This window comes from Comamonas sp. B-9, assembly GCF_000410635.1.
Classification (GTDB): Bacteria; Pseudomonadota; Gammaproteobacteria; order Burkholderiales; family Burkholderiaceae_C; genus Comamonas.
In genome coordinates, this window is sequence record NZ_KE148605.1 from 9,543 (window position 1) to 34,488 (window position 24,946).

General features: G+C 64.0%; 22 protein-coding genes and 1 tRNA gene. 13 read left to right on the forward strand and 10 right to left on the reverse strand.

The features are described from left to right. Positions 1-79: 79 nt before the first annotated feature. The 4 genes from H928_RS0115920 to H928_RS0115935 form a co-directional block, all read right to left on the reverse strand. Positions 80-277, reverse strand: coding sequence for a hypothetical protein (locus H928_RS0115920; RefSeq protein ID WP_021027405.1), 198 nt, complete (start codon positions 275-277; stop codon positions 80-82). A 467-nt stretch (positions 278-744) separates the two neighbouring features. Next, positions 745-821: transfer RNA gene (locus H928_RS0115925), tRNA-Val, on the reverse strand. An 83-nt stretch (positions 822-904) separates the two neighbouring features. Then, positions 905-3,145: a RelA/SpoT family protein gene (locus H928_RS0115930; RefSeq protein WP_021027406.1), complete on the reverse strand. Its 2,241-nt coding sequence runs from the start codon at positions 3,143-3,145 to the stop codon at positions 905-907. A gap of 36 nt (positions 3,146-3,181) precedes the next feature. Further along, the gene (locus tag H928_RS0115935) at positions 3,182-4,117 is read right to left on the reverse strand and encodes an alpha/beta fold hydrolase (RefSeq protein WP_021027407.1); all 936 of its coding nucleotides are present in this window, start codon (positions 4,115-4,117) and stop codon (positions 3,182-3,184) included. A 113-nt stretch (positions 4,118-4,230) separates the two neighbouring features. On the opposite strand from H928_RS0115935, the gene H928_RS0115940 reads away from it, so the two are divergent. From H928_RS0115940 to H928_RS0115955, 4 genes are all read left to right on the forward strand, one after another. Further along, positions 4,231-5,019, forward strand: coding sequence for a 3-hydroxybutyrate dehydrogenase (locus H928_RS0115940; RefSeq protein ID WP_021027408.1), 789 nt, complete (start codon positions 4,231-4,233; stop codon positions 5,017-5,019). A 312-nt stretch (positions 5,020-5,331) separates the two neighbouring features. Next, positions 5,332-6,063 carry a two-component system response regulator OmpR gene (ompR, locus tag H928_RS0115945; RefSeq protein ID WP_021027409.1) on the forward strand — a complete coding sequence of 244 codons (732 nt, stop codon included), beginning with the start codon at positions 5,332-5,334 and terminating at the stop codon, positions 6,061-6,063. Positions 6,064-6,225: 162 nt separating this feature from the next. Beyond that, positions 6,226-7,743, forward strand: coding sequence for a sensor histidine kinase (locus tag H928_RS0115950; protein ID WP_021027410.1), 1,518 nt, complete (start codon positions 6,226-6,228; stop codon positions 7,741-7,743). A gap of 115 nt (positions 7,744-7,858) precedes the next feature. Next, positions 7,859-8,254, forward strand: coding sequence for a GFA family protein (locus H928_RS0115955; RefSeq protein ID WP_027011012.1), 396 nt, complete (start codon positions 7,859-7,861; stop codon positions 8,252-8,254). Positions 8,255-8,323: 69 nt separating this feature from the next. On the opposite strand, the gene ispF is transcribed toward H928_RS0115955, so the two are convergent. Beyond that, positions 8,324-8,809: a 2-C-methyl-D-erythritol 2,4-cyclodiphosphate synthase gene (gene ispF, locus H928_RS0115960; protein ID WP_084635837.1), complete on the reverse strand. Its 486-nt coding sequence runs from the start codon at positions 8,807-8,809 to the stop codon at positions 8,324-8,326. 106 nt (positions 8,810-8,915) lie between these two features. Further along, positions 8,916-9,680 carry a 2-C-methyl-D-erythritol 4-phosphate cytidylyltransferase gene (locus H928_RS0115965; protein ID WP_052330044.1) on the reverse strand — a complete coding sequence of 255 codons (765 nt, stop codon included), beginning with the start codon at positions 9,678-9,680 and terminating at the stop codon, positions 8,916-8,918. Positions 9,681-9,983: 303 nt separating this feature from the next. Here H928_RS0115965 and mfd point away from each other — a divergent pair, with 303 nt between their 5' ends. The 5 genes from mfd (at position 9,984) to H928_RS0115990 (ending at position 17,624) form a co-directional block, all read left to right on the forward strand. Further along, positions 9,984-13,469: a transcription-repair coupling factor gene (mfd, locus tag H928_RS0115970; RefSeq protein WP_021027414.1), complete on the forward strand. Its 3,486-nt coding sequence runs from the start codon at positions 9,984-9,986 to the stop codon at positions 13,467-13,469. Positions 13,470-13,532: 63 nt separating this feature from the next. Further along, the gene (gene serB, locus H928_RS0115975) at positions 13,533-14,246 is read left to right on the forward strand and encodes a phosphoserine phosphatase SerB (RefSeq protein ID WP_021027415.1); all 714 of its coding nucleotides are present in this window, start codon (positions 13,533-13,535) and stop codon (positions 14,244-14,246) included. A gap of 187 nt (positions 14,247-14,433) precedes the next feature. Then, the gene (gene argE / locus H928_RS0115980) at positions 14,434-15,585 is read left to right on the forward strand and encodes an acetylornithine deacetylase (RefSeq protein ID WP_021027416.1); all 1,152 of its coding nucleotides are present in this window, start codon (positions 14,434-14,436) and stop codon (positions 15,583-15,585) included. 127 nt (positions 15,586-15,712) lie between these two features. Then, on the forward strand, positions 15,713-16,501 hold the full coding sequence (locus H928_RS0115985; protein ID WP_027011015.1) for an SOS response-associated peptidase: 789 nt from the start codon (positions 15,713-15,715) through the stop codon (positions 16,499-16,501). Between the two features lie 211 nt (positions 16,502-16,712). Then, positions 16,713-17,624 (forward strand): hypothetical protein, encoded by a 912-nt coding sequence (locus H928_RS0115990; protein ID WP_021027418.1) that lies wholly within the window; start codon positions 16,713-16,715, stop codon positions 17,622-17,624. Between the two features lie 46 nt (positions 17,625-17,670). Here the strand turns inward: H928_RS0115990 and xerD are convergent, their stop codons facing one another. The 3 genes from xerD to H928_RS0116005 form a co-directional block, all read right to left on the reverse strand. Continuing rightward, on the reverse strand, positions 17,671-18,546 hold the full coding sequence (gene xerD / locus H928_RS0115995; protein ID WP_021027419.1) for a site-specific tyrosine recombinase XerD: 876 nt from the start codon (positions 18,544-18,546) through the stop codon (positions 17,671-17,673). A gap of 158 nt (positions 18,547-18,704) precedes the next feature. Beyond that, positions 18,705-19,685 carry a tripartite tricarboxylate transporter substrate binding protein BugE gene (locus H928_RS0116000; RefSeq protein WP_027011016.1) on the reverse strand — a complete coding sequence of 327 codons (981 nt, stop codon included), beginning with the start codon at positions 19,683-19,685 and terminating at the stop codon, positions 18,705-18,707. Positions 19,686-19,902: 217 nt separating this feature from the next. Beyond that, entirely contained in the window at positions 19,903-20,868 is a 966-nt protein-coding gene (locus tag H928_RS0116005) for a tripartite tricarboxylate transporter substrate binding protein BugE (RefSeq protein ID WP_027011017.1), read from the reverse strand. A 233-nt stretch (positions 20,869-21,101) separates the two neighbouring features. Between H928_RS0116005 and H928_RS0116010 the strand changes: the two genes are divergently transcribed. Beyond that, positions 21,102-22,031 (forward strand): AEC family transporter, encoded by a 930-nt coding sequence (locus H928_RS0116010; protein ID WP_021027422.1) that lies wholly within the window; start codon positions 21,102-21,104, stop codon positions 22,029-22,031. Positions 22,032-22,071: 40 nt separating this feature from the next. After that, the gene (locus H928_RS0116015) at positions 22,072-22,746 is read left to right on the forward strand and encodes a GDSL-type esterase/lipase family protein (RefSeq protein WP_021027423.1); all 675 of its coding nucleotides are present in this window, start codon (positions 22,072-22,074) and stop codon (positions 22,744-22,746) included. A gap of 19 nt (positions 22,747-22,765) precedes the next feature. Here H928_RS0116015 and queG read toward each other — a convergent pair whose 3' ends face one another. Beyond that, positions 22,766-23,815, reverse strand: coding sequence for a tRNA epoxyqueuosine(34) reductase QueG (gene queG / locus H928_RS0116020; protein ID WP_027011019.1), 1,050 nt, complete (start codon positions 23,813-23,815; stop codon positions 22,766-22,768). An 84-nt stretch (positions 23,816-23,899) separates the two neighbouring features. Here queG and tsaE point away from each other — a divergent pair, with 84 nt between their 5' ends. Further along, positions 23,900-24,391 carry a tRNA (adenosine(37)-N6)-threonylcarbamoyltransferase complex ATPase subunit type 1 TsaE gene (tsaE, locus tag H928_RS0116025; RefSeq protein WP_021027425.1) on the forward strand — a complete coding sequence of 164 codons (492 nt, stop codon included), beginning with the start codon at positions 23,900-23,902 and terminating at the stop codon, positions 24,389-24,391. A gap of 89 nt (positions 24,392-24,480) precedes the next feature. After that, the coding region (locus H928_RS28245) for an AMIN domain-containing protein (protein ID WP_239644986.1) at positions 24,481-24,946 on the forward strand (466 nt) is incomplete at its 3' end.

Sequence of the window (24,946 nt, forward strand, 5' to 3'; positions counted from 1 at the left end):
GCCCCGCCCTGCCAATAAAAAGCCCACTGAAGCGGACGATGTTAACTTGCCTGGCTGCGCTATACAGCCGTCAGCACATCTACTTTTTCAGCAGCAGAGTGGCAATACCAATCGGGATCACCACCCCACAAAGGATCATCATGGTCAGCTCCGTGACTGCACCTGGTCGCTGCAGACCCACCTCTGCCATTGCCATGAGCGACCAGACCCGAAGCCCCGACAGAAAAACCATCAACACGACGACGGCAAGCATCATGTAACCCACGAATCTGACCATATCCCCTCCACTGAGAAAAACCCATGCTACCAAATGCCAGCCCCTTCCTGGAGGGTCATCGGAAGTACAGCAGGCATCAATCATTGGAAGCAACGCGAAGCTGGCACCCCAGGCTGCCTTGTCGAGTGTTGATACGATCGAGCAGCAGTGGAAATGCCGAGGTGCAGACCAGCCATACCAGACGCAACCCTGCATACCTGCACTCCCACCACGCCTCAGACACAGGAGAAAGCCCAGCCGGCTATCAGGGCAGATGGGCCACCGGAACATGACGATGTTCGTGACCGCCTATGCAAGGGGATGGATGGCGCCAGTAGCCATAGAGGCTGTGAGAAGCCCCAGCGTGAGCCAATGCCCGGAAATGAAAAAACCGCCCAGAAGGCAGTTTGTTCAAAATAGAAACCTCTGCGAGGTTTCTTACCAAATCCCTGTTATCCTGAAGTCTGGTTCTCTTCAGAGGGAAAATTTGGTAGGCGCGATTGGACTCGAACCAACGACCCCCACCATGTCAAGGTGGTGCTCTAACCAGCTGAGCTACGCGCCTGTCGTTGAAGACTCAAATTATAGCCAGAAAAAACGGCCCAAATGGAAAGTTGAGGCTTTTTTTGAAAATAGTGCTTTTCGGCCCTATTTGCGGCGCACCGAGCGCACGCCCGATACCGTCGCCACAGAGGCCAGCACCTTGGCCAGCTTGCCCGAGTCCGACACCTCCACAGTGAACGTCATCCAGGCGGTGCCTTTGACGGACTGGGTCTGCACACCGATCACATTGGTCTTGTCCCGCGCGAACAGTTCAGAGATATCACGCAGCAGGCCTTGGCGGTCATGGGCCTCCACAGCCACATCGACGGGGTAGACCGCTTCGGTCGAGCGCTGGCCATGGGTGGGCAGGCCCCACTCCACATCAATGCTGCGCTCGGGATTGCGGGCACACATCTCGCGGAAGTTGCTGCAGTCGTGGCGGTGCACGCTCACGCCCTTGCCCCGCGTCACAAAGCCGCCAATGCGATCGGGCGGTGCGGGCTTGCAGCATTTGGCCAGCTGGGTCATCAGCGAATCGACGCCCACCACCAGCACGCCACCCTTGCCCGAGCCCTCGGTGGCCTTGCGCGGGCGGCTCAGCACCAGCTCGTCATCGGCCTGCAGGGGTTCGGGTGGGCGCAGGATGTTCTCAATGGTGCGCAGCGACAGCTCGTCCTTGCCCACCACCTCAAACAGCGCCTCTGCGGTCTTGAAGCCCAGCTGGTCGGCCAGATCGTCGTGCTTGAGCGCTGTCTTGCCTTCGCGTTGCAGGAGTTTCTCCACCAGCTCGCGGCCCCGGCTGACCGTCTCATGCATCACCTGGGCATTGAACCAAGCACGCACCTTGGCCTTGGCGCGTGAGCTGACCAGGTAGCCCAGCTCGGCATTGAGCCAGTCGCGCGATGGCCGCCCTTCCTTGACGGAGACGATCTCCACCGTCTGGCCGTTTTGCAGCGGCGTGTTGAGCGGCACCATCTGCCCATCAACCTTGGCACCCCGGCAGCGGTGGCCCAGATCGGTGTGCACCGAATAGGCAAAGTCCACCGGCGTGGCGCCCTGGGGCAACTCGATCACTGCCGCGTTTGGCGTCAGCACATAGATATGATCGTCAAACAGGCCACTGTCCTGGGTCTGGCCGACCATGTCCTTGCGCCAGGCCAGCAGCTGGCGCAGCACCGCAATCTTGGCGTCGTAATCACTGGTGGCAGATACGCCGGCATAGCCCTTGGTGCCCGCTTCCTTGTAGGCCCAGTGGGCAGCCACACCGTTTTCGGCATGGTCGTGCATGGCCTGGGTGCGGATCTGAATCTCGATGGCCTTGCCGTGCTCGTCCCGCACCACCGTGTGCAGCGACTGGTAGCCATTGGGTTTGGGCCGGGCGATGTAGTCGTCAAACTCCGACTCCACCGGGCTGAAGGCCTCGTGCACAAAAGACAAGGCTGCATAGCAGTCCTTGACCGTGGGCACCACCACGCGCAGCGCACGGATATCGAAGAGCTGGTCAAAGCCCAGCGACTTGCCGCGCATCTTCTTGATGATGCTGTAGATATGCTTGGGGCGGCCAGCCACTGTCGCGCTGATGCTGTGCGCGCGCAGGTCGGATTCGAGCCGCTCGCGCAGGCCCACCATATAGAGCTCGCGCTCGACCCGGGTTTCATCGAGCAGCTTGGCAATCTTTTTATAGGTGTCAGGCTCCAGAAAGCGGAAGGCCAGGTCCTCGAGCTCCCACTTGATCTGCCAGATGCCCAGGCGGTTGGCCAGCGGCGCAAAGACCTGCAGGCTCTCGCGCGCCACCGCAGGCGACACCGGCCCCTTGGTGGCCGCGTACCAGCGCAAAGTTTGCAGGCGTGATGTCAGGCGCAGCATCACCACGCGCAAGTCGCGCGAGAACGCCAGCAGCATCTTGCGGATGTTCTCGGTCTGCGTGGCCGGGTCATCGACCAGGTGGCCGGCATCGGCCTGGCGCGCCTGCGCCTGCACCTTCATCAGCGCCACAGTCTCCACCGCCAGCACCGCATAGCTCTCGCCAAAGGCTTTGCCGATGACTTCGCGCGGCTTGTTCAACTGCTCGCTGGTGTGCACCAGGTAGGCAGCCGCCTGCATCGCTTCGGAGCCACCAATGTGCTTGAGGATGGCAGCGACGGCATCGGCGTGCTGCAGAGCGTTCTCGCCCGTGTCCAGGGTCTCTTCGGCGATCAGCGGTACGGAGAAAGCGCGGGCCCGGGCCAGCACGTTGTCTTGCATCGGCAAGGCATTGGCAGTGGCAGCCACCAGCGGGGAGACGGGCTCCGGGGGAAGATGTTCCGCGCCTGGCGCGGGCTGAGCGACTGCCGTAAGACTTTTCATGTTGTCACCACCATCACACCCCCTCCGGGGCGTGCGCTACGCACCGCATAAAAAAGCCAGCACGGCAGCCGATTGATCAAAAGATACCAAGGTGGGCGCATGGCCGACACCAGCGAACTCCACCACCCGCGCCTTGGGGCCGCGTTCCGCCATAGATTGGGCCGTTTTCGCAGAAAGCAAGTCTGAATCTGCACCCCGCAGCACCAAGGTGACGGCGTCGATCTGGTCGTAGAGGCGCCACAGCAGTTGCTCGCCAGCGGCAGCCATCTCCGGCGTCATCGCCTGCATGGGCTGCGCAATGGCCGGATCGTAGTGCAGGCGCACGCTGCCGCCGGCTTCGGGCCGCAGCATCGGGCGCGACAGCGCCAGCCATTCGTCATCGCTGTGCGGGCCAAAACCCTTGGAGAGCTGGCCCATGGCCGCAACCGCCTCTTGCTCGGAGCCATACAGCATGTGCTGGCCCACATAGCTGCCAATGCGCGCCAGCGCCGAGGCCTCGATGGTCGGCCCCACATCATTGAGCACCAGGCGACGGATGGGTGCCGGCATCAGCGGCCGGATGCTGGGCTCGCCGGCCAGGCCAATGCCGATGAGACCGCCCATGCTGGTGCCCACCCAATCGAGCTTGCCAATGGGCGCTGCGCAGTGCACCTGCTGCAGCATGGCCAGCATATCGGCCACATACAAAGGGACCTGGTAGCCGGCCGGGTCCTCCAGCCAATCGCTGTAGCCGCGACCCACCACATCCGGGCAGATCACCCGCGCCTGCAGCGACAGCTGCCGCGCCAGCACATCAAAATCACGCCCTTGCCGGGTCAGGCCATGGGCGCAGACGATCACATGCGGGTGGTTCAGGTCCCCGGTATCGTTCCACTCCCAATACGCCATCCGGTGCGTGGCACCCTGGCGACCCGTGTCCGTATTCCCCGCCACCGCACAGGTGACATACTGCAAGCGTGGATCTTGGTACATGGCCCCTCTTATATAGAAGAACGCAGCGCTACCGGGCAAACCGTGGCTGGGGTTTGCCTTAGGATGGATGCATGCGTTTGCATGAATACTAACCGAGTAACTGGAGATATTGGATGTTGAAAGCAAAAACAGCGCTCGTCACCGGATCGACGAGCGGTATCGGATTGGGGATTGCCAAGGCGCTGGCGCGCCAGGGCGCCAACATCATCTTGAATGGCTTTGGCGACGCCGATGGCCCGCTCAAGGAAGTGCAGGACGTCATCACCAGCGCGGGCTCCGGCGCCCGGGTGGGCTACCACGGCGCCGACATGAGCAAGGCTGCCGACATCGAGGCCATGTTTGCCTATGCGGCGCAGACCTTTGGCCAGGTGGACATCCTGGTCAACAACGCCGGCATCCAGCATGTGGCCAACGTACAGGACTTCCCGGTTGAGCGCTGGGATGCCATCATCGCCATCAACCTCACCAGCGCCTTCCACACCAGCCGGCTGGCATTGCCAGCGATGCAAAAGGCGGGCTGGGGCCGCATCATCAATATCGCCTCGGTCCATGGCCTTGTAGGCTCGGCCGGCAAATCGGCCTACGTCGCGGCCAAGCACGGCATTGTGGGCCTCACAAAGGTGACCGCGCTGGAGAACGCCGCCAGCGGCATCACCTGCAACGCCATCTGCCCGGGCTGGGTGCTCACGCCCCTGGTGCAAAAACAGGTCGATGCCAAAGCCGCCCAAATGAATGTGAGCAATGAAGAGGCCAAAAAGCTGCTGCTGGGCGAGAAGGAGCCATCAATGCAGTTCACCACGCCCGAAGAGCTGGGCGAGCTGGCCGTGTTCTTCTGCTCGCCTGCGGCCAACAATGTGCGCGGTGTGGCCTGGAACATGGATGGCGGCTGGGTGGCGCAATAAGCTCCAGCCTGGGCCGCCCAGCCCAGCCACAACAAGGCGCGAAAGCGCCTTTTTTCACGCCCCAAGCCATCAATGCATTAAACGCATAGATATGAAACATTTTTGGAAAGCAGCATCCAACCTTCCCTAAAAGAGGCAATTTCTGCAATAAATGCAGGAAAAAGTCGATTTATTGCGTAAGAAACGGCCTCCCAGACTGCATATGTAACGCAAACTTTGTAACCATGGGTCAAAAAAGGCAGGCGAGTTGCGCATTTTTCGCAAAAAACGGTCAAAATGTAAAAGTTACATATCAACCGGAGGATTCCACCCATGGTTACAGCAACCAATCGCGTCGACAAAATCTTGGTCGTTGATGATGACGCACGTATTCGCGATCTGCTGCGCCGCTATCTGTCGCATGAAGGCTTTGAAGTCATGATTGCCGAGGATGGCAAGGGCCTGCAGCGCATCTTGCTGCGTGAGACCGTGGATCTGATCGTGCTCGATTTGATGATGCCCGGTGAAGACGGCCTGTCCATCTGCCGCCGCCTGCGCGCCAGCAACGACCGCACCCCCATCATCATGCTGACCGCCAAGGGGGAAGACGTGGACCGCATCGTGGGCCTGGAAGTGGGTGCAGATGACTATATCGGCAAGCCCTTCAACCCGCGCGAGCTGCTGGCCCGTATCCACGCCGTGCTGCGCCGCCGCCCACCGCAAGAAGCGCCAGGCGCGCCATCGGGCGAGAACGAGGTGGTCAACTTCGGCCCCTTCACCTTTGACATGAGCACCCGCGTGCTGACCAAGGACGGCGAAGAGCTGCCGCTGACCACCGGCGAATTCGCGATGCTCAAGACCCTGGTGCGCCACCCACGCCAGCCGCTGTCGCGTGAAAAGCTGGCCCTGCTGGCACGCGGCCGCGAGTTCGAGCCCTTTGACCGCAGCCTGGACGTGCAGGTATCGCGCCTGCGCAAGCTCGTCGAGGTCGACCCGGCAGCTCCTCGCTACATCCAGACCGTCTGGGGCGTGGGCTATGTGTTCGTACCCGATGGCGCCAACTGATTGTTGACCCCGGCACCCCAAAAACCGCCCCAGTCTGGCTGCAGGGCGGTTTTTTTATACCCCCACTGCCGGGCACAGCATGGTGTCCCGCCCGCTTTACAGCGAGAATGTACAGGCATTCCCGGCCTTCATTGATCCGACTTTTCTACACGCATACGGCCCATGGCTCCCACCCCCGTTAACGACGCCGACCAGTCCGGTCTGGCCCCCCTGGATGGCAGCGCCGCAGCGGCCACGCACAGCAACAAGCGCACCCGCGTCGGCCTCAATCTGTTTTGGCGCACCTTCTTTTTGCTCGCCATCTTGCTGACGGGCAGCATCCTGGCCTGGGTGCAGACGCTGCGCTCGCTCGAGACCGAGCCCCGCTCCATCCAGACGGCCCAGCAGATCGCGTCGCTGGTCAACCTCAGCCGCGCCGCGCTGATGCATTCGGATGCCATCGCCCGCGTCTCGCTGGTCAAGACCATGGCCGACCAGGAAGGCGTGCGCATCGTGCCGCGTGAGCCCAAGGATGTGTACGAATCCATCGACAACTCCACCCCGCTGGGCGCACGCCTGACGCAGGAAGTGACCAAGCGCCTGGGCCCCAGCACCATCGTGGCCAGCAGCGTCAATGGCGAAGAAGGCCTGTGGGTGGGCTTTACCATCGATGGCGACCAGAACTGGTTCCTGATCGAGCCCTCACGCGTCAACCCGGCCGGCGGCAAGACCTGGCTGGTGTGGGTGCTGACGGCCGCAGCGCTGTCGCTCGCCGGTGCAGCGGTGATCGCGGGCCTCATCAACCGGCCGCTCAAGCAGCTGTCCAGCGCCACCAACCGGTTGCGCGAAGGCGACTTTGCCGCGCAGCTCGACGAAGATGCCGTCACCAGCGAAATCCGCGAAGTGAACATCGGCTTCAACCGCATGAGCGAGCGCCTGTCCAAGCTCGAGCAAGACCGTGCGGTCATGCTGGCCGGCATCTCGCACGACTTGCGCACGCCGCTGGCCCGCCTGCGGCTGGAGACCGAGATGAGCGTGTTCGACCAGGTCGCGCGCGAGCACATGGTGGCCGACATCGTGCAGCTCGATGCCACCATTGACAAATTCCTCGATTACGCCCGCCCCGACCATGCCGCCAAGCTCGCGCCGGTCAATGTCTACGGCGTCGTGTCCTCATGCGTCTACGCTGTGCAAGACCACCAGGAGCTGCAGGTGCACATGAAGGTGCCCGAAGAGCTGATGGTCAATGCCGATGAGATCGAGCTCTCGCGCGTGCTGTCCAACGTGCTGGAAAACGCGCGCCGCTATGGCAAGACGCCGGGCGCCTCGCACACCCGCGTGGACATCACCGTCAAGTTCAGCGAAAGCACCGTCACCATCCGCATGCGCGACCATGGCCCGGGCGTCTCCAAGGACCAATTGAGCAGCCTGACCAAACCGTTTTACCGGGGTGACACAGCCCGCACGGCAGCCGCTGGCGCGGGCCTGGGCCTGTCGATCGTCGAGAAAACCGTGCAACGCATGGGCGGGCGCTTGAGCATGGTCAATGCCTCGGACGGCAGCACGGGCCTGGTCACCAGCATCTACCTGCGCCGTGCGCCCGACCAGGCCATTGGCAAGGAGCCCAAGCGCCGCCTGCTGCGCCCGCAGATCAAGCGGCACCTGCCAGGGGCACCCACCAACCTGGCCGATCTGCAATAAGAAGGTGTAGCGGGCGGACCGCCCCCTGCCCGGCCAGCGCCACCCGGCACTCGCCGCTGGCACAAAGCGACGTCTGTGCATAGAATGCAGGCACCCCGTTGCCCTAGGAGTTGACATGCAAGCCCAGTGCCTTTGCGGTGCGGTCCATGTGACTGCCCCGACTGTCCAAGATGTCCATGTATGCCATTGCAGCATGTGCAGGCGCTGGGGCGAGGGCCCCGCCTTTACCCTGCATGGCGGCACCGAGGTGGAGCTGACGGGCCCCGTCACCCGCTATGCCTCCTCCCCCTGGGCCGAGCGCGCCTTTTGCAGCCAGTGCGGCACGCATCTGTTCTACCGCCTGCTGGCCACCAACGAGCATTTTCTGTCGGCCGGCCTGTTCCAGGACGAAGACGGCATGCGGCTGGCCTCGCAGATCTTCATCGACGAAAAGCCTGCGTATTACGACCTGGCCAATGACACCCCCAAGCTCACCGGGGCGCAAGTGTTGGCGCAGTACGAAGAGACCTGAGTTGGTGCCTCACGGCACGTTGGATGACCGCCTCTGGCGGGCCGTCATCCTTTCTTGCCAGCGTTTGACTTAGGCCTGCTCGCCAGCTCGCACCAGCAACACCACCGCACGGGCTTCCATCGCCGCGCCCTGGCCTACCGGGCCCATCTTCTCGGCCGTCTTGGCCTTCACATTGACCTGGGATTCATCAATGCCCAAGGTCTTGGCAATATTGGCCCGCATGGCCGGAATATGCGGCGCCAGCTTGGGCGCCTGGGCAATCACGGTGCTGTCCACGTTGTTGACCTGCCAGCCCTTGGCGGCCACACGGCGCATGGCCTCGGCCAGCAGCACGGCCGAATCGGCACCACGGAAAGCAGCATCGGTATCGGGAAAGTGCGATCCGATGTCACCCATGCCAGCGGCACCCACCAAGGCATCGGTGATCGCATGCAGCAGCACATCGGCATCCGAATGGCCCAGCAAACCGGTGGTATGCGGCACCTGGATGCCGCCCAAAATCAAGTCCCGGCCGGGCACCAGCGCATGAATATCCCAACCCTCACCAATGCGCATTTGCAGCATGTGTATCCCTTATCTCGTCCATTTACATCCGCATCCCAGCGCAAGCTGCCACAGGCCCGCCTAAGGAGCGGAGGCTGTGCAGCGCGTCGCCTGGGATTCAATCAAAAAGTGCCGCCACCTGGCTGTCACCACTGGCCATGCGCTGCAGCAGCAATGCCTCGGCCAGCGCAAAGTCATCCGGGAAGGTGACCTTGAAGTTAAAGCTGCTGCCCGGCACCAGCCGGGGCTGCAAGCCCAACGCCTCGATGGCACTGGCCTCGTCGGTGACATCGTTGCAGCGCTCCAGCGCTTCGAGCAGCGTACCGATACGGAACATCTGCGGCGTCTGCGCCAGCCACTTGTCCACCCGGGGCAAGGTGCTGCTAACACGGCTTTGGCCATGGGCATCGGTGGCAGCGGCCTTGAGTGTATCGGGCAATGGCAGCGCCAACAGTCCCCCCACCTCATCGGCCGCACATTCCTGCATCAGCTGCTCGATCTGGCCGGGCTTGATCAGGCAGCGCGCCGCATCATGCACCAGCACCCAGTCATGCGGCTGCGCGCCCAGGCCCGAGTCACCGAGCAAACTGCGCAGGCCGCCAGCGACCGTATCGGCGCGGCTGGGGCCACCGCAAGGACTGATGGCAAAGCCTGGCCGCTGGTAGTGCTGCAAAAAATCATCGCCGGGGCTCACCCCCACCAGCACGCCTGATAGCGGCTTGGCCGCCATAAAGGCGGCCAAGGTATGCAGCACCAGCGGCCAGCCCGCCACCTGCTGGTACTGCTTGGGGAGATGGGCGGGGCGCGCCGCATCCACCGCCCGGGCGCCCACCCCGGCACAGGGCAAAAAGGCCCAGAACCTGGCCACCACCTCCTGGCGCATCTCGCCCAGCGCCTGGGTCTGGGCGCCCGGGTCGGCGGGGGGCACCGTTGCGGGCACCGTCACCGGCGCAGCCACCTCCGGTGCAGCCCTGGGTACAGCAGGGATCAATTCGTTGCGGGTGGTCTGGTTCATGGGGGTATTTTAGAATGGAGTGGTTGCACGGCGCTGTCAGCCAGACCCGTGCTTTTGCTGTTTATTGCGCGGCCAGGCCTGCCCTTTGATGGGGTGGCCTTGGCTGCACAGGCCCAGGCGCGGCACGCTGCCCTGGGCTGTAGTCCGTGTATGGACTGGTTCGGACCACGTATGGAACTCCCCAAGCTCACCGCCGGAAAACGTTTTCAACTGCCCATGCCCCCGGGCAGCGCCGATGCCTTGCTGCTCGCCACCTTGGCCAACCGCGAGGCCGCAGCGCAGCGCGTCACCGCCATCATCACCGCCGATGCGGGCGACGCGCACCGCCTGCAGGACGAGCTGGCGTTTTTTGCCCCAGCGCTGCGCATAGCCCTGTTCCCGGACTGGGAAACCCTGCCCTATGACACCTTCTCGCCGCACCAGGACCTGATCAGCGAGCGGCTGGCTGCGCTGTGGCGCATCAGCCAGGGCGAGGCCGATGTGGTGCTGATCCCAGCCACCACGGCGCTGTACCGGCTGGCGCCGCCCTCCTTTCTGGCGGGCTACACCTTTGCGTTCCAGGCCGGGCAAAAGCTCGATGAGGCGCGCCTCAAGGCCCAGCTCACCCTGGCCGGCTACAACCATGTCTCCCAGGTGGTGAGCCACGGCGAATACTCGGTGCGCGGCGGTCTGATCGATCTGTACCCCATGGGTTCGCTCGTGCCCTACCGGGTCGACCTGTTCGATGACGAGATCGACTCCATCCGCACCTTTGACCCCGATACCCAGCGCAGCCTCTACCCGGTCAAGGACGTGCGCCTGCTGCCCGGGCGCGAGTTCCCGATGGACGACGAGGCCCGCGCCCGCTTTCGCAATAAGTGGCGCGAGATGCTCGAAGGCGACCCGACCAAGAGCCGCATCTACAAGGACATGGGCAACGGCGTGGCCACTGCCGGTATCGAGTACTACCTGCCGCTGTTCTTTGACGAGACAGCCACCGTGTTCGACTACCTAGGCAGCCAGGCCACCGTGGTGCTGCATGGCGATATCGAGCCGGCCTTCCAGCGCTTTTGGCAGGACACGCGCGACCGCTACCGCCTGGTGCAGGGTGACCCCGAGCGCCCGGTGCTGCCGCCCGACAGCCTGTTCCTGAGCCCCGACCAGTTCTACGCCACCGCCAAGCAGATGGCCCAGCTGTCGCTGCGCCCCCAGCTCGAAGACGTGGAGCACAGCGCCATCTTCCAAAAGCTCGGCGACCTGGCCGTGGTGCGCGGTGCCGAGGACCCGCTGGCCAAGCTGCAGCAGCATATTGCCCAGCGCCAGGCCCGCACCCTGCTGCTGGCCGAGAGCGATGGCCGGCGCGAGAGCCTGCTCGATTTCTTCCGCGCCAGCGGCCTCAACCCACCGGCCTTTGATTCGCTGGCCGAGTTCCAGCAGACCACGGATGAGCCCGTCGGCATCGCCACCGCTGCGCTCGCCAAGGGCTTTCGCTGGGCCGAGCAAGGCATTGACTTTGTCACCGAAACCGAGCTGTTTGCCGCCACCGGCGGCGCCCGCCGCAAGCGCCGCCAGGAGCAGGCCAGCGATGTCGAGGCACTGATCAAGGATCTGTCCGAGCTGAAGGTCGGCGACCCGGTCGTCCATGCCCAGCACGGCATCGGCCGCTACCACGGCCTCATCAACATGGATGTGGGCCAGAAGAACCCCGATGGCACACCGGCGCTGCAGGAGTTCCTGCACCTCGAATACGCCGACAAGGCCGTGCTCTATGTTCCCGTCAGCCAGCTCGCGCAGATCAGCCGCTACACCGGCGTCTCGGCCGAAGAGGCCCCCTTGCACAAGCTGGGCAGCGGCCAGTGGGAAAAGGCCCGCCGCAAGGCCGCCGAGCAGGTGCGCGACACGGCAGCCGAGCTGCTCAACATCTATGCCCGCCGCGCCGCCCGCGAAGGCCATGCCTTCCGCTACAGCCCGCAGGACTATGAGCAGTTCGCCAACGACTTCGGCTTTGAGGAAACCGCCGACCAGCGCGCCGCCATCCATGCGGTGATCCAGGACATGATCTCGCCCCAGCCCATGGACCGCCTGGTTTGCGGCGACGTGGGCTTTGGCAAGACCGAGGTCGCCTTGCGTGCCGCCTTTGTGGCCGTCACCGGTGGCAAGCAGGTTGCGCTGCTCGCGCCCACCACCTTGCTGGCCGAGCAGCACTACCAGACGCTGGCCGACCGCTTCTCCAAGTGGCCGATCAAGGTCGCGCTGGTCTCGCGCTTTCGCTCCGGCAAGGAAGTGAATACCACGATCAAGGGGCTCGATGACGGCACCGTCGACATCGTCGTCGGCACGCACAAGCTGCTGTCCGAAAAAACCCAGTTCAAGAACCTGGGCCTGCTGATCATCGATGAGGAACACCGCTTTGGCGTGCGCCACAAAGAGGCGATGAAGGCCATGCGCGCCGAGGTCGATGTGCTGACTTTGACGGCCACCCCCATCCCGCGCACCATGGGCATGGCGCTCGATGGCCTGCGTGATCTGTCGGTGATTGCCACCGCACCGCAGCGCCGCCTGGCGATCAAGACCTTTGTGCGCAGCGAAGGCACCGGCGTGATCCGCGAAGCCGTGCTGCGTGAGTTGAAGCGCGGCGGCCAGTGCTACTTTCTGCACAACGAGGTCGAGACCATCGAGAACCGCCGCCAGAAGCTCGAAGAGATCCTGCCCGAGGCCCGCATCGCCGTGGCCCACGGCCAGATGCCCGAGCGCGAGCTCGAGCGCGTGATGCGCGACTTTGTCGCCCAGCGCTACAACATCCTGCTGTGCTCGACCATCATCGAGACCGGCATCGACGTGCCCAGCGCCAACACCATCATCATCAGCCGCGCCGACAAGTTTGGTCTGGCGCAGCTGCACCAGCTGCGCGGCCGCGTGGGCCGCAGCTACCACCAGGCCTATGCCTATCTGATGGTGCCGGACCTGGACGGCCTGACCAAGCAGGCCGCGCAGCGCCTCGAAGCCATCCAGCAGATGGAAGAGCTGGGCAGCGGCTTTTACCTGGCCATGCATGACCTGGAAATCCGGGGCGCGGGCGAAGTGCTGGGCGACAACCAGAGCGGCAACATGATGGAGATCGGCTACCAGCTCTACAACGAGATGCTGTCTGAGGCCGTGCGCAGCTTGAAGGAAGGCAAGGAGCCCGATCTGCTCAGCCCCCTGTCCGCGGCCACCGACATCAACCTGCACGCCCCCGCGCTGCTGCCCAACGACTACTGCGGCGATGTACACCTGCGCCTGTCGTTCTACAAGAAGCTGGCGACCGCCAAGACCAGCGACCAGATCGACAACCTGCTCGAAGAGATCGTGGACCGCTTTGGCAAACTGCCGCCGCAGGCCCAGACCTTGGTCGATGTGCACCGCCTGCGCGTGCTCTGCGAGCCCTTTGGCGTGCAAAAGGTCGATGCCGCGCCCGGCGTGATCAACATTAGCTTCCACCCCAACCCGCCGATCGAGCCGATGACCATCATCGGCCTGATCCAGAAGAACAAGGCCATCAAGCTGGCCGGCAACGACAAGCTGCGCATCGAGCGCGCGCTGCCCGAGGTCAAGGACCGCGTGCAGATGGTGCGCGATGTGGTGCGCAGCCTGGGCAAGCCCGTCACGGCCGCTGCAGCCGCTGTGGCCACGGCCTGAGCGGCCTGTCTGTCCCCAGCAGCCCGTTTATCATTCCCCTACCCTCACCCCTCAAAAGCTCCCATGAGTGCCTCTACCGAATTTGCCCCCGGCCTGACCATCCAGAACCTGGCCACGCCGCAAAAGCTGTCCGACTACAAGCTGATCGCGTTCGACATGGACTCGACCCTGATCACCATCGAGTGCATCGACGAGATCGCCGACATCACCGGTAAGAAGGCCGAGGTGGCGGCAATCACCGAAGCGGCGATGCGCGGCGAGATCACCGACTATAAGGACAGCCTGCGCCAGCGCATGGCCCTGCTCCAGGGCGTGCCCATGGCCGCCATCGAGCGCGTGCTGCAAGAGCGCCTGACCTTGACCCCCGGCGCCAAGACCCTCGTCGATGCCGCGCATGCGGCCGGCCTCAAGGTGCTGCTGGTCTCGGGCGGCTTCACCTTTTTTGCCGACCATGTCAAAAGCCTGCTGGGCATCGACTTTGTGCGCGCCAACCAGTTCGAGGTCAAGGACGGCCAGTTGACCGGTGGCCTGATCGACCAGAGCTGGGGCGATATCTGCGACGGCGAAGAAAAGCGCAGCACCGTGCTGGGCCTGGCATCGCTGATGGGCATCGATCCCGAGCAGGTGATTGCCGTGGGCGATGGCAGCAATGACCTGCCGATGATGCGCGCCGTGGGCCTGTCGGTCGCCTTCCACGCCAAGCCACGCGTGCGTGCCGAGGCCAAGGTGGCGATCAACACCGGCGGGCTCGATCGCCTGCTGGAAGTGCTGGGCTGATAGCAGCCTACATACACAGGTTTGACAACAACGGGAGCCACGGGCTCCCGTTTTCCGCTCTGTCCCAGCCACTGGACCATCCCATCTAAAACCCCAACACCCAACCCCAGCTTAGGCAGCGCGCGCTGCCCGCATAGCCCAAGCGCCCTACACTCAGTCACTTGCATGTAACACCAAGTGAAGCGCTATGAACACCCGCTCCTGGCTGGAAAAGCTGGTCGCATTCGACACCACCAGCCGCAACTCCAACCTCGCCCTGATCGAAACCGTGCGTGATGCACTGGCCCACCAGGGTCTGAAGGCCGAGCTGATCCACTCGCCCGAAGGCGATAAGGCCAACCTGTTTGCCACCCTGCCGGCCGATGACGGCAGCACCCAAGGCGGCATCGTGCTGTCGGGCCACACCGATGTGGTGCCGGTCGACGGCCAGAACTGGGACAGCGATCCTTTCAGCCTGACCGAAAAGGAAGGCCGGCTCTACGGCCGTGGCAGCGCCGACATGAAGGGCTTTATCGCCGCATCGGTCGCGCTGGTGCCCGAGTTCCTCGCCATGCCGCGCAAAAAGCCCATCCACCTGGCGCTGTCGTATGACGAGGAAGTGGGCTGCGCAGGCGCCCCGGTGATGCTGCGCGCCTTGAAGGCACGCGGCCAGCAGGCCGATGGCTGCGTGGTGGGCGAGCCCACCAGCATGCAGGTGGTGGTCGCGCACAAGGGCATCAACCTGTACCGCTGCAAGGTGCATGGCAAGGCGGCGCACTCGTCGCTGACGCCCAAGGGCTGCAATGCCATCGAGTACGCCGCACGCCTGATCTGCCATATCCGCGATGTGGCCGACCAGTTCAAGGCCAACGGCCCCTACGACGAGTTCTATGACGTGCCGTTCACGACCATGACCACCAACCAGATCTCGGGCGGTATCGCGGTCAACACCATCCCTGAGCTGTGCGAGTTCAACTACGAGTTCCGCAACCTGCCGGGCATGACGGCCGAGAGCATCCAGGCCAAGGTGCAAAGCTATGTGACCGGCGAGCTGCTGCCGCGCATGCGCCGCGAGTTTGCCGATGCCCGCATCGACATCGAAACCGGCCCTGCTGCCCCCGCGCTGGAAGCCAGCGAGCAAGCGGCCATCACCGCGCTGGTGCGTGCGCTGACCGCCGACCAGGCCACGCGCAAGGTGGCCTATGGCACCGAAGCGGGCCTGTTCCAGAACCTGGGTATCCCCACCGTGGTCTGCGGCCCCGGCAATATCGAGCAGGCGCACAAGCCCAATGAGTTTGTCGAGATCAGCCAGCTCGAGGCCTGCGAGCGCTTCCTGCGCAAGCTGGGCCAGTCGCTCTGATCTAAAATACGCACTGCGGCCGCAAGGCTTGCCACCGAGCCCACCCTGCCCCAGGGTGGGCTTTTTATCTTCTGCCAGAAACCGGCGCCAGCGAATGCTGCTGCAGCCTTCACGTACCATTGCGCCCATGAGCACCCAATACGAAGCCCTCAAAGCCCCCGAGCTGTACCTCAGCGCCTTCCAGGTAGAGCCCCCTGCAGAGATGGGCGAGCGCAAGATGACGCCGCGCCGGCCCGGCTTCTTTATCACCACCAGCCTGACGGGCTCCACCGATGCCGAGAACACCGCGCGCAAGGCAGCGCTGGCCGAGCAGGCCGCTGCAGAAGCGGCAGCGAGCGGTGCCACCGCCGATGCCGAACCCGCGCCCGCTGCTGTGCCGGTGGTCACACCCCGCCTGCTGGTGCCCGCGCAATGGGGCCTGGTGCCGCACTGGGTCAAGTCCGCATCCGACGGCCAGCTGCGCGCCACCAAGCTGGTGAATGTCAAATCCGACAACGCCTCCACCAGCACCGCCTTTCGCGATGCCTGGCTGAACAACCAGCGCTGCATCGTGCCGATGATGGCGTTCGTGACCGACGACTACCGCACCGGCAAGGCCAAGCCCACGCGCATTGCCCGCGTCGATGGCCTGCCGATGGGTGTCGCCGGCATCTGGTCCCGCTGGACCGACGACGACGGCACCGAGCTGCTGAGCTACGCCATCATCACCGTCAACGCCAATGCCCATGCGCTGATGAACCGCTACCAGCAGCCCGGCAATGACAAGACCATGCCCGCCATCCTGAACGAAGGCGCCTATGACGCCTGGCTGCGTTCATCGGCCTACAAGGCCAAGGAATTTCTGCGCGCCTACCCCGCGCAAAAGCTGCTGGCCAATCCGGTCGAGAAGGGCCGCAAGAATCCGCTGGGGATTTGATCCATGGCGAGGCGCATTCACAACGCTGTAGTCCGCCAATAGCTTCAAGCCAAGCCGCGCAACCTATAGTTGGCAGAGTTCCCATGACACCCTGCCCTTCATGTTTCGTTGGCTGACCTCTTTTCTTGTACCCAACTCCGCTGCGGATACGGCAGCCCAGGCGCCTGTCGCTGCAGCCCGGATTGCCATGTCTCAGGGCGAGCCACTTGTCTTGACCTCCGTCATGCAGGACGCCAACGGCCTGCCCCTGTTCGACTGGTCGGCGGTGTCCGAATGGGTTTCGCATCTGCCAGACACTGAGGAACAGGCCCAGGCCTGGAGCATGGCAGAGCGCGCTTGGTTTGACCCTCTGTCCATAGCGCTGGGGCCAGACTTTCGGGTGCGCGAATATGGCACGGCGCTTTTGCTGTCCAACCTCGATCCGGTGGTCGCCAAGGCCATGCTGAGCTACATCGATAAAAGCGCCCAGCGGATCCTGCAGGTGCTGGAGGGTGTGGCCGAGATACCGCTCTGGGGCCATGACCTGGTCATCGTGTTCCAGGACAAGGAGAGCTATTACCGCTATGTCGCGCACTATTACCCCGACGAGGGTGAGTATGCGGAAAGCAGCGGTATGTACATCCAGGCGGGGTGCGGGCATTTTGTGACCATGGCCGACAGCCTCCAGGCGCTGGAGCCTGTCATCGTGCATGAACTCACCCATGCCTACGTCCACCACTTGCCGCTGCCCACCTGGCTGAACGAAGGCTTGGCCGTCAATACCGAGCAGCGCCTGAGCCCGGCGGCCGGCATGCGCCCAGACCTTCCCAAAATGCATGCACGCCACCAATCGTTCTGGAATGCCGATCGCATCCAGTCCTTCTGGAATGGCCAATCGTTCTCGCAAACTGGTGCCTCGAACGAGCTGTCCTACGATTTGGCACGCTTGCTGGTGGCCCACTTGGCGGCGGATTGGACAGCCTTTCGCCACTTTGCATTGCAGGCCCACCAGCAAGATGGTGGCGCCCATGCGGCGAGCGACTGCCTGGATATTGCCTTGGGCGCCTTGGTGTGTGCGCTGCTTGATCGGGAGCCATCGCCCGGCTGGGAGCCAATACCGGCTTTGTGGACTTCAGTGGAATAGCGTCAGCGGTTCCGTCGACTGCCGCAAGCCCAAGATCGCAGATCGATCACCCACGCGGATGGTGCTGGCTGTGCAGCACCTTGAGGCGCTCGCGCGCCACATGGGTGTAGATGGTGGTGGTGGAGATATCGGCATGGCCCAGCAGCAGCTGCACCACGCGCAGATCGGCACCATGGTTGAGCAAATGCGTGGCAAAGGCGTGGCGCAAGGTGTGAGGTGACAGTGGCGCGGTAATGCCGGCGCGCTGCGCATATTTTTTGACGATCATCCAGAACGCAACCCGCGTCATGCCGCTGCCGCGCTGGGTGACAAACAGGTCCGCACTTTGCCGCCCGGCCAGAATGGTGGGCCGGCTTTCGGCCAGGTACTGCTCCAGCCATTGCTGGGCCACCTGGCCAAAGGGCACCAGCCGCTCCTTGCTGCCTTTGCCCACCACGCGCACGATGCCATCGGCCAGGCTGAGCTGCACGCTTTGCAGCTCCACCAGCTCCGACACGCGCAGGCCGCTGGCATACATCAGCTCCAGCATCGCGCGGTCGCGCAGGCCCAGTGGGTTGCCGGCGTCGGGGGCTTCGAGCAGCGCTTCGACCATGGCCGAGGTCATCGTCTTGGGCACGCGCAGCGGCTGGCGCGCTGCCAGCATGCGCAAGGTGGGATCGGCGCTGATCAGCGACTCGCGCAGCGCCCAGTGGAAAAAGCGCCGCAGCACCGTGAGGCGCCGGTTGGCCGTGCTGGCCTTGTCGCCCATGCGGGTGGCAAAAAAGGCCTGCAGCTGGGCCTCATCGCTGCGCTCGAGCGCCTGGCCAGGGTGCTCCTGGGCCAGCCACTGGCCGTACAGCGCCAGGTCGCGCCGGTAGGCCGCCAAGGTATTGCGCGCCAGGCCGTCTTCCAGCCACACCGCATCGATAAAACGGTCAATCATCGGGTGCGCCGCTGCAGTGCGTCCCGGCGCGGACGGAGGAGCTGAAGGAGGGACTGACGGGGGTGGTGCAGATCGTGGAGCGCTTGCCATGCCCGGCATCATGGCATGAAAAAAGCCGCCGGCTTGCGCGGGCGGCTTGGGGATGTTGGAAGCGGGGATCAGTCCAGCTTCAGGTCCTGCTTCTTGACCACGTCCTTGTAGACGTCGAACTCGGCCTTGATCTGCTCGGCAAACTGCTCGGGCGTGTTGCCCACCACCAGCGAGCCGGTGTCTTCGATGCGCTTCTTCACCGCAGGGTCGGCCAGCACCTTCTTGGTAGCGGCATTGATGCGGTCCACCACATCCTTGGACACGCCCTTGGGCGCCAGGATGCCATAGAAAGCCATGCGGTTCACCGGCTCCAGGCCCACTTCCTTGAAGGTCGGCACATTGGGCAGCACGGCCAGGCGCTCAGGCGCGGCCACGACGATAGGCACCAGGCGGTTGTCCTTCACAAAAGGCAGGGTCGAGGGCAGGTTGTCCAGGATCATGTTGACCTGGCCGGCCACCGTGTCGTTCAGTGCCGGGCCCGCACCACGGTAGGCGATGTGGGTCATCTGGATGCCGGTCAGGCTCTTGTACAGCTCCATCAGCATGTGCTGGATGCCGCCGGTGCCGGACGACGAGTAGGCGTACTTGTTGGGGTTCTTCTTGAGCTCGGCCTCGAACTCCTTGTAGTCCTTGGCTGGGAACTTCGGGTTCACCGCAATGATGTTGGGCGTGGCCGCCACATTGATGATGGGCGTGAAGTCCTTGATCGGGTCGTAGGAGATCTTGGGGTTGATCGCCGGGTTGGTGGCCACCGTGGAGACGGTCGCAATGCCCAGCGTGTAGCCGTCGGCCGCTGCGCGCACCGTTTCCACCGCACCGATGGTGCCGCCAGCACCACCCTTGTTGTCCACCACCACGGGCTGGCCCAGCTCCTTGCCCAGGGGGTCAGCGATCACGCGCGCAATGATATCGGTGGTGCCGCCAGCTGCAAAAGGAACGATCAGGCGAATGGGCTTGTTAGGGTATTTTGTATCGGCCAGAGCGCCAGTGCTCAAGGTGGCTGCGGCAGCAGCGATCAAGGTCAGGCCCACGAGAGAGCGACGTTGCATGATGAATCTCCTCATTTGAAATGGTGTGGCCGTCGTTCGCGTGCCGGTGGATGACCCGCATGGCGCACGGCCACGTAATGCTTTTTCAGCACAGCGCGTTTATACCGGATTAATACGTCCGCAACCGTGCTGCAACCGCACAAAAAGCGCGTGATTTCCCTAGGATTTACCTAGAAAAGCACACGCGCTTTGAGGCAGAACAGACGATGGACGGGGATCAGTCCAGCTGGATGCCCTGCTTGTCCACCACCGCCTTGTAGGCCGCGTATTCGTCCTTCATCTGCTGGGCAAACACCTCAGGCGTGGTGCCCAGGATGTCCGAGCCAGTCTCTGCGATGCGCTTTTGCACGTTCGGGTCTTCCAGCGCCTTTTTGGTGGCCGCGTTGACTTTGTCAACAATCTCCTTGGGCAGGTTCTTGGGGCCGACGATGCCGTAATAGGCACTGCGGTTGACCACGGGAACGCCCACTTCGGTGAACGTGGGGATGGACTCCAGCCCGGCCACGCGCTTGGGGGCGGCCACCACGATGGCGCGCAGGCGCTTGTCGCGGATAAAGGGGTAGGCCGAGGGCAGGTTGTCAAAAATCATGTTGACCTGGCCGGCGACCGTGTCGTTCAAGGCCGGGCCGCCACCCCGGTAGGGAATGTGCACCACGTTCACACCGGTTTCGGACTTGAGCATCTCCATCAGCAAATGGGCAATGCTGCCGGTGCCGGGCGTCGCATACGAGTACTTGCCGGGGTTCTTCTTGAGCTCGGCAATGAACTCCTGGTAGTTGTTGGCCGGAAAGCTCGGGTGCACCGCAATCACATTGGGCGTCGCCGCCACATTGATGATGGGCGTGAAATCGCGCTGCACGTTGTAGGGCATCTTGGGGTTGACGGCCGGGTTGGTGGCCGTGGTCGACACCGTCGCGATGCTCAGCGTGTAGCCATCGGGCTGGGCACGCGCGGCTTCCGCGGCGCCCACGGTGCCGCCGCCACCGCTCTTGTTGTCCACCACCACCGGCTGGCCGAGGGCCTTGGACAGCGGTTCCGAGATCACGCGCGCCACGATGTCGGTGGTGCCGCCTGCGGCAAACGGCACGATCAGGCGGATGGGCTTGTTGGGATAGGGATCAGCGGCCAGGGCAGCGCTGCTGCCCAGCGCCAGTGCCATGGCCAGGCACAGTCGGCGGTTCATCATGGTGGAGGTCTCCTCGGGATCTGGGGCGCTGGCTGGGGCCAGCTTGGACATGGCTCCCATGCTAGCGGTGTTGCCTGGCGGTTCTGCCCCAAAGCGCGCCGCAGATGGCCCGTGTTTTCCCGCATCGGGGCGGCGGATAGCGCAATTGGCAACTGCTTTGGCAGGGCTTGCACCCAGCCGCATGCTTACCGCCGCGACAGCGATTGGGCCGCAGCGAACGCCCTTCCGCTATGCTTGCGCCGGTGAACTACGCCCAACTGCTTTTCCCCGATTTCTCGCTGATTCTGATTGGCTACCTGGTCTGCCGCTACACGGCGCTGAACCGGGCCATCTGGCAGCCGGTGGAAAGCCTGGTGTACTACTTCCTCTTTCCCACCTTGCTGTTCTATTCGATCATCAGAAGCCCGATCGACTGGCAGGGCACCTCCAACCTGATGCTGGCCGGTGTGGCCACGGGCCTGGTCGCCATCACGATGACCTACACCCTGCCGCGCTGGCCCTGGCTGGGTAAAAGGGTGGACAGCCGCGACGCCGCTGCCAGCGCGCAGATCGCGTTTCGCTTCAACTCCTTTATCGGCCTGGCGCTGGCCGACCGGCTGGCCGGCCCCCAAGGCCTGCAGCTGATCTCGGTGCTGATCGGCGTCTGCGTGCCCATGTTCAATATTGCCGCCGTCTACCCGATGGCCAAGGGCTCGCAAAATGGTTTTATGCGCGAGCTGCTGCGCAACCCGCTGATCGTCGCCACGCTCACGGCCCTCATCTGCAACCTGCTGGGGCTGCGCCTGCCCGCCATCGTCGAGCCCACCGTCGCCCGCATCGGCCAGGCCTCCATTGTGCTGGGCCTGATGTCGGCGGGCGCCGGCATGCAGCTGGGGCTGCTGGCGCGCGGCAAGCTGCTCAGTGGCGCAGTGCTGGCCATCCGCCACTTTGTCACGCCGCTGATTGCGCTGTGCATGGCCCACTGGCTGGCGCTGTCGGCCCAGCAGGCCGCCATTTTGCTGATCTTCTCGGCCTTGCCGACCGCATCGACCTGCTATGTGCTGGCCGCCCGCATGGGCTACAACGGCGCCTATGTCGCGGGGCTGGTGACCTTGTCCACCATCTGCGGGGTGGCCAGTCTGCCGTTTGCACTCAGCCTGCTGGGCTGGTGGCCGGTTTAACAACGCGGCCTGCCATGGCCATCGGTTAAGCTCGGCGGCTATGGAGAAAACCATTGATTCCGCACGCCGCCAAAGCCTCCAGCGCCTGGCGCTCATCCCCTTCCTGGGCCTGGCCGTAGCCGGGCTGGCCGCCTGCAGCAAAAAGGCGCCACTCGCCGCTGCGCTGCCTGCGGGCGCCACGGTGCTCGCATTGGGCGATTCGCTGACCCAGGGCGTCGGCGCCAGCGCCGCGCAGTCCTACCCGCAGTTGCTGGCCGAGCGCACCGGCTGGAACGTCATCAATGCCGGCATCTCCGGCGAAACCAGCAGCCAGATCGCGCAGCGCCTGCCGCAGCTGTTGGAGACCCACCAACCGGCCCTGGTGATTGTTTGCGCCGGCGGCAACGACTGGCTGCGCCGCCAAAGCGCGCAAGCGGCCCAGGCACAGATCGCCAGCATGCTGCAGCAGTGCAAGGCGCAGCACATTGCCGTGTTGCTGGTGGCGGTGCCCGAGTTCAGCATGAGCGCCGCGCTGACCGGCCGCATCCAGGACCACCCCATTTATGAGGCGCTGGCCAAGGACGAGCAAGTACCCCTGCTCGCCAAGGCCTGGAGCGAGGTGCTGGCCAACGACGCCATGCGCGCCGACCAGGTGCATGCCAATGCGGCGGGCTATGCGCGCTTTACCGAACTGCTGGTCGCGCAGCTCAAGGCCTCGGGCTTTCTCAGCGGCTGATCATGGGGCACGCCAGCGCTCAGGCGCTGCGCTGGCCCAGCCCCCAGGCCACATGCTCGCGCACCATGGCGCTGTCGTAGTCCGCGCGGCTGAGCAGCGCCTGCGCATAGCGCGCCTCGCCCGTCTGGCGCCAGGCATTGCCGAGCGCAACGGCAATATTGCGCAGCCAGCGCGCATGGCCAATGCGGCGTATGGGGCTGCCCTCGGTGATGCGCAAGAACGTCGCCTCGTCCCATGCAAACAGATGGGGCAGCTGCTGGTCCATCAGTGCGCCGCGCGCATCAAAATCGGGCAGCACCGCGCGCTGGGCAAACTTGTTCCAGGGGCAGGCGAGCTGGCAGTCATCGCAGCCATAGATGCGGTTGCCCATGGGGGCGCGAAATTCTTCCGGAATGGCGCCATCGAGCTCGATCGTCAGGTAGGAGATGCAGCGCCGCGCATCGACCGATTGGGGCGCCACGATGGCCGCCGTCGGGCAGGCATCGATGCAGGCCGTGCACTGGCCGCAATGCGCCGTGACCGGCGCAGTCGCCGGCAAGGCGATATTGACAAAGATCTCGCCGAGAAAAAACATCGAGCCGGCATCGCGGCTCAGCACCAGCGTGTGCTTGCCCCGCCAGCCCTGGCCGCTGCGGCTGGCCAGCTCGGCCTCCAGCACCGGGGCCGAATCGGTGAACGCGCGGTGCGCGAGGTTGTGTTCGCCAAGCGCTGCATCGATGCGCTCGGCCAGCTTTTGCAGCCGGTTGCGCAGCACCTTGTGGTAGTCGCGCCCCCGGGCATAGACGCTCACCAGGCCCTCGCCGGGCCTGGCATGGCGCTCCCACTCCTGCCGCTGCCAGTCGGCAGGGGTGTTTTGCGGCAGATAATCCATGCGTGCTGTAATCACGCTGAGCGTGCCGGGCACCAGCTCGGCTGGCCGGGCGCGCTTGAGGCCATGGGCCTGCATGTAATGCATCTCGCCATGGAAACCTTTTTCCAGCCACTGCATCAATCCAGTTTCCGCCGTCGACAAATCCACGCCTGCCACGCCGATTTGGGAAAATCCCAGCTCCAGCGCCCAGTCGTTGATCTGTTGAATGAAAGTGGGATCAGCGGCGTCCATGTGCTGCCATTGTAAAAAACCTGAGGGCCCGCACGGCCCGGGAACGACATTTTGAACGCTACTGCCAGCCCCTCCTACCCCGCGCTCCACTTGGTCTGGAAAGACGAGCGCGATACGGAAGCCTTTGCCGCGCGCCTGGCCGCGCAGGCAGCGCTGTCGAATGTTTACCTAACTTTGCATGGCGATCTGGGCGCGGGCAAAACCACCTTGGTGCGCCACCTGCTGCGTGCGCTGGGCGTGCAGGGCCGCATCAAGAGCCCCACCTATGCGGTGGTCGAGCCCCATGAAGGGCGCGACTTCCCCATCTGGCACTTTGACTTCTACCGTTTCGACGATCCGCGCGAGTGGGAAGACGCCGGCTTTCGGGATATTTTTGCCAGCCCCGGCCTGAAAGTGGCAGAATGGCCGCAGAAGGCTGCAGCGGTAACTCCTATTGCCGATGTAGCTATCAGTATTGAAGCAATCAACGAATCAGAACGCCAGGTGCATCTGCAGGCCTTCACCCCGGCAGGTGCCTCCATCGTCCAAGGGTTTTCAGCGTGAGCGACACCCCGAAATATCTCCCAGCCTCTGCCCCTTTCACCACCGCTGACGGTGCGCCCGCCAGCCACCACGGCCTCTCGCGCCGCGATCTGCTGCGTGGCGGCAGCCTGGTGCTGCTGCTGGGCAGCAGCCACCTGGCCTTTGGCGCCAGCATTGTTGCAGTTCGCCTCTGGCCCTCCAAGGACTACACCCGCGTCACGATCGAGTCCGACACCCCGCTCAAGACCGAGCAGCGCTTTGTGCCCGAGCCGCCGCGCCTGGCGGTCGATATCGAAGGGATCGATCTCAACCCCGCGCTGCGCGAGCTGGTGGCCAAGGTCCGCTCGGACGACCCCAATATCGCCGGCATCCGCGTGGGCCAGAACTCGCCCAATGTCGTGCGCCTGGTGATCGACCTCAAGCAGGAGGCCAAGCCCCAGGTCTTTACCTTGAAGCCGGTCGCCCCCTACCAGCACCGCCTGGTGCTGGACCTGTACCCCGCCAAGCCCAGCGATCCGCTCGAGAGCCTGATCACCGAGCGCATGATGGAAAACAGCCACAGCGCCGTGGCCGCAG